The following is a 3,693-nucleotide window of genomic DNA, read 5'->3' as shown; positions in this document are numbered from 1 at the left end:
CTGATAACTGATAACTGATAACTGATAACTGATAACTGATAACTGATAACTGATAACTGATAACTGATAACTGATAACTGATAACTGATAACTGATAACTGATAACTGATAACTGAAATCACCAACACCCATATTTCAAGCTAAAGAAACACCTTTGCGTTTAAAATTTAAGCCCTTTTTGGAGGATTTTGTGGCGGTTTCCCCCGCCAGAATTTTGGCTTCTTTTTCCTGTTTTTCGATCACGGGTAATCTAAAAATTACGCCCGCAAATATCCAGTAATAAACGCCCACAGGATCCGTATCGAGGGCATACCAATAGGGAAGATAGGCAACAAAGAGCAGCAAAACCCAATAACTACCGGCAAAACCTCGCAGAGTCGGATCTTTGAGGGAACGATAGGTGCGGAATGTCAGATAAACTAGATGGGTCATGAATATCATGTACAAGGTAAAACCAATGTATCCCAACTCGAATAAAACTTTAGTGTGATAGGTTTCCACAAAGGAAATATCACCGAAAACCCTAGCAGCAGAAGTGGCCACACCAAGTCCACGACCTAAAATACCGCCCTGATTACGGATAGCAAAATCCAACTGTTCTTGAATAAAAGCGGTGGGGGGAGCTTGTTGCCAACGGCTGATGGCACTATCGTAGCGTTGTTGGACAAAATCGGGGTTAAGGAAAGAAAAACCGATAGCTAGAAGTAAAGCGGCGGCAAAAATGATCGGCAAAAATCTTTTTAAGTTAGCGATTTGTCCCGTAAGAATCGTCATCAGACCAATAATCATCGGTACAGCAAAGAAAGCTAATCTTTGCCCAGAGACCACTGCATTAATAAAAACTAGGGTTAAACCCACTAGGGCTGCTAGTCGCCATTTTTGGGAAATTTCACTAAAGGCACTGGCATAACAAACTACGGCACTAGAGACCAAAAACCAAGCCCAGTGCCAGGGAGAAACAAAGGTACCCGGTAGGCGGATCATATTCACTTCCGGACTATACACTAATGCCCCACCAACCAAACACCTTGCATCTAAGTGGGCTTTGAATAGTGCATCAGCTACAAAGCCTCTAGTTCCTACACAACGACCGGTTTTCAGCATCCAGTATTGCATTAGTCCTAGGACACAACAAATAATCGCTAAAGTCACTAAAAGACGACCAAAAAATAATAGGGTCGCTTTGTCTTTGATTAAGTAATAAGTGCAGAAGATCAAGGGGACATAACCCAGCAAAACTTTGAATCCTAATATTCCTTGCAGAAAAGTCTCACTTTCCCGACAGGGAATCCCGCGCAAACGACCATCCCTAAAGATACTCATCCCAGCCACGGAATCGCAAGTAGGCAGAAATTGTCTCTGTAAATTGACGGCTAATAGACAGACTACACAGAAAACAAAGATTAATAATAGGGTTGTACCTAATTGTTTGGGGACAATAATCGGTAATTGCTTTTTTCGACATTCTAAAACTAAGGCGATTAAAGCGGGTAGATAAAAGATATCTTTACTGATTTGTAGGATTTGATTACCGCCCAACCAATAGATAATAGTGCCAGTGAAGGGGACATAGATAATAAATGCCCAAAGAGCCATGCGAGGATAGCTAAAGGAGAAAACTACTAAAATTAAGGCTAAACTTACTGCAGCTCCTATCGTGGCATCAAATAATAAGCTGAGGGGTAATCCGAGCAAAATTGCTACACAAATAGCAAAAATAATCAACCCCGTTAACTTTTGTTTCCTTTGCCTTTCTTCTTTTTTGAGGGCAAGTTTCTCTTTGATGTTAAGCGGGGGACTATCAGCTTTTGTTTGGCCTTGTTTATTCTTTTTTTTCTGGCGATCAATACTTAGTCCGGTCATAATTAGGCCTTGCTACGCTACGCTAAGGGCATTATAATCCCTGTCCCCCTCGATCGACTACAAAAGATAGCTTCGCACCGCTGCCACTAGCCTTTCTGTCCAAAAATTGGCTAATTCTAGGGTTTCTGCTTCCACCATCACCCGAATTAACGGTTCTGTCCCGGAAGCTCGCACCAAAATTCTGCCTTTTTCTGCCATGGCTGTCTCAGCTTGGCGGATTTCCCGCCGTAAAGGTTCACATTGCTGCCAATTACGTCGCACTTCTCTATCTTCCACCCGCACATTGCGTAAAATCTGCGGATAGGTGACAAAGCTATGATCGACTAAATTAGCCAAGGAAACCGCCGATTTCTGCACTAAAGCCGCTAAATGTAGGGCGGTTTGCATTCCATCCCCAGAAACCCCGTAATGATGGCAGAGAATATGACCAGATTGTTCACCCCCTAGCATGGCTCCAGTTTCCCACATTTGCGCCTGAACGTGCTGATCGCCCACGGCAGTCCGCAAGAATTGACCCCCCAGTTTTTGCCAAGCGCGTTCAAAACCTAAATTAGCCATCACCGTGGCTACTAATAACCCATCGGGTAGCTGTCCGGCTTCTAAGAGGGAACGACCCCAAAAATAGAGGATATAATCGCCATCTACTACTCTACCTTGACTATCCACGGCCAAGACTCGATCGGCATCGCCATCGAAGGCAAACCCTAAATCCGCTTGCTGATTAATCACCGCCGCCTGTAGGCTTTCTAAATGGGTAGAACCACAATTAACGTTAATGCGATCGCCATCGGCTCGATCGTGTAGGCAGATAACTTCCGCCCCCAAGGTTTGGAACACTAAAGGTGCTAGGTTAACGGCTGCCCCCCAAGCTAGATCCAAAACTATTTTTAATCCCGATAGGTTCATATCCTTCCCGACGGAATCAATGACAGCTTGACCATATTTTTGGATTAATTCGGGACAAAAAGTCGCTTTTCCCCAATTTTCCGGTTTATCTGCTAATTCTAAATTGCCTCTTAAACCCGCTTCTATCTGTGCCGCTAAACTGCCAGATAATTTTAAACCGCTGCCGTCAAAAAATTTAATGCCGTTATCTTCAGGAGGATTATGACTGGCAGAAATCATGATCCCCCCCATCGCTTCGCTTTCTCTGGTTAAATAGGCGACGCAGGGAGTGGGACATAATCCCAGTTGCCAGACTTCTATTCCCGCCCAAGTTAAACCCGCAGTGATAGCATTGGCTAACATATCACTGGAATTACGCGAATCTTGACCGATAATTACTGGTTTGGTGACACCAGCTTGATTTTTTAATACCTGTCCCGCCCAAAATCCGATTTGTAGCGCTAGGGGGGCAGTTAATAATTCTCCCACTTGGCCGCGAATTCCGTCCGTGCCAAACAGGGGGGATGGCGGTAATTCAATCAAACCCCCTAAGGATAACAGGGGATGCGATCGAGCTTTTTGCCCATTTTGATACGATAGAGACGCTACCATGGCCGATTCCTTTCCTCACACAACACATTCAGAGGATAACATGATCACCGATTTTTTAAAATCAATGTTCCCAGTTGACCTTAATCCTCCTCCCAGGGTTCCTGACACTGTGGGGTGTGGGGTGTGGGGTGTGGGGTGTGGGGAAGTGGGGTGTGGGGAGCTTTTTCAGTAAAAAGGCAGCTCCGAGCTCCGAGGGGAGCATCTCACTTACGCAATGAGTAATTATACTTAGCCTAAAAGCCACTCTTAATCGTGTCTTGGAACGAAATAGAGGCTTTTAAAGACCGCGTACATGGAGAATTAAAACAAGAATTACCCTCGAAAAGCCTATTT

2 protein-coding genes are annotated in these 3,693 nt (G+C 44.4%); both read right to left on the bottom strand.

Annotated features, from left to right (window positions below; genetic code table 11):
- Positions 1-135 precede the first annotated feature (135 nt).
- Positions 136-1,863 carry a hormogonium polysaccharide biosynthesis protein HpsL gene (hpsL, locus tag EWV66_RS06555; RefSeq protein WP_287107872.1) on the bottom strand — a complete coding sequence of 576 codons (1,728 nt, stop codon included), beginning with the start codon at positions 1,861-1,863 and terminating at the stop codon, positions 136-138.
- Positions 1,864-1,920: 57 nt separating this feature from the next.
- A complete protein-coding gene (gene glmM, locus EWV66_RS06550; RefSeq protein ID WP_052276937.1) occupies positions 1,921-3,360 on the bottom strand; it encodes a phosphoglucosamine mutase in 1,440 nt (479 codons plus the stop codon).
- Positions 3,361-3,693: the final 333 nt, after the last annotated feature.

The sequence above is a fragment of the Microcystis sp. M_OC_Ca_00000000_C217Col genome (assembly GCF_007095585.1).
Taxonomy (GTDB): Bacteria; Cyanobacteriota; Cyanobacteriia; order Cyanobacteriales; family Microcystaceae; genus Microcystis; species Microcystis panniformis.
Note: the sequence above shows the minus strand (reverse complement) of the source record. Positions and strands in the feature narration are given on the sequence as shown.

Coding starts and splice junctions, on each gene's coding strand:
- hpsL (WP_287107872.1), bottom strand. CDS start 1,863: ATGACCGGACTAAGTATTGATCGCCAGAAAAAAAAGAATAAACAAGGC.
- glmM (WP_052276937.1), bottom strand. CDS start 3,360: ATGGTAGCGTCTCTATCGTATCAAAATGGGCAAAAAGCTCGATCGCAT.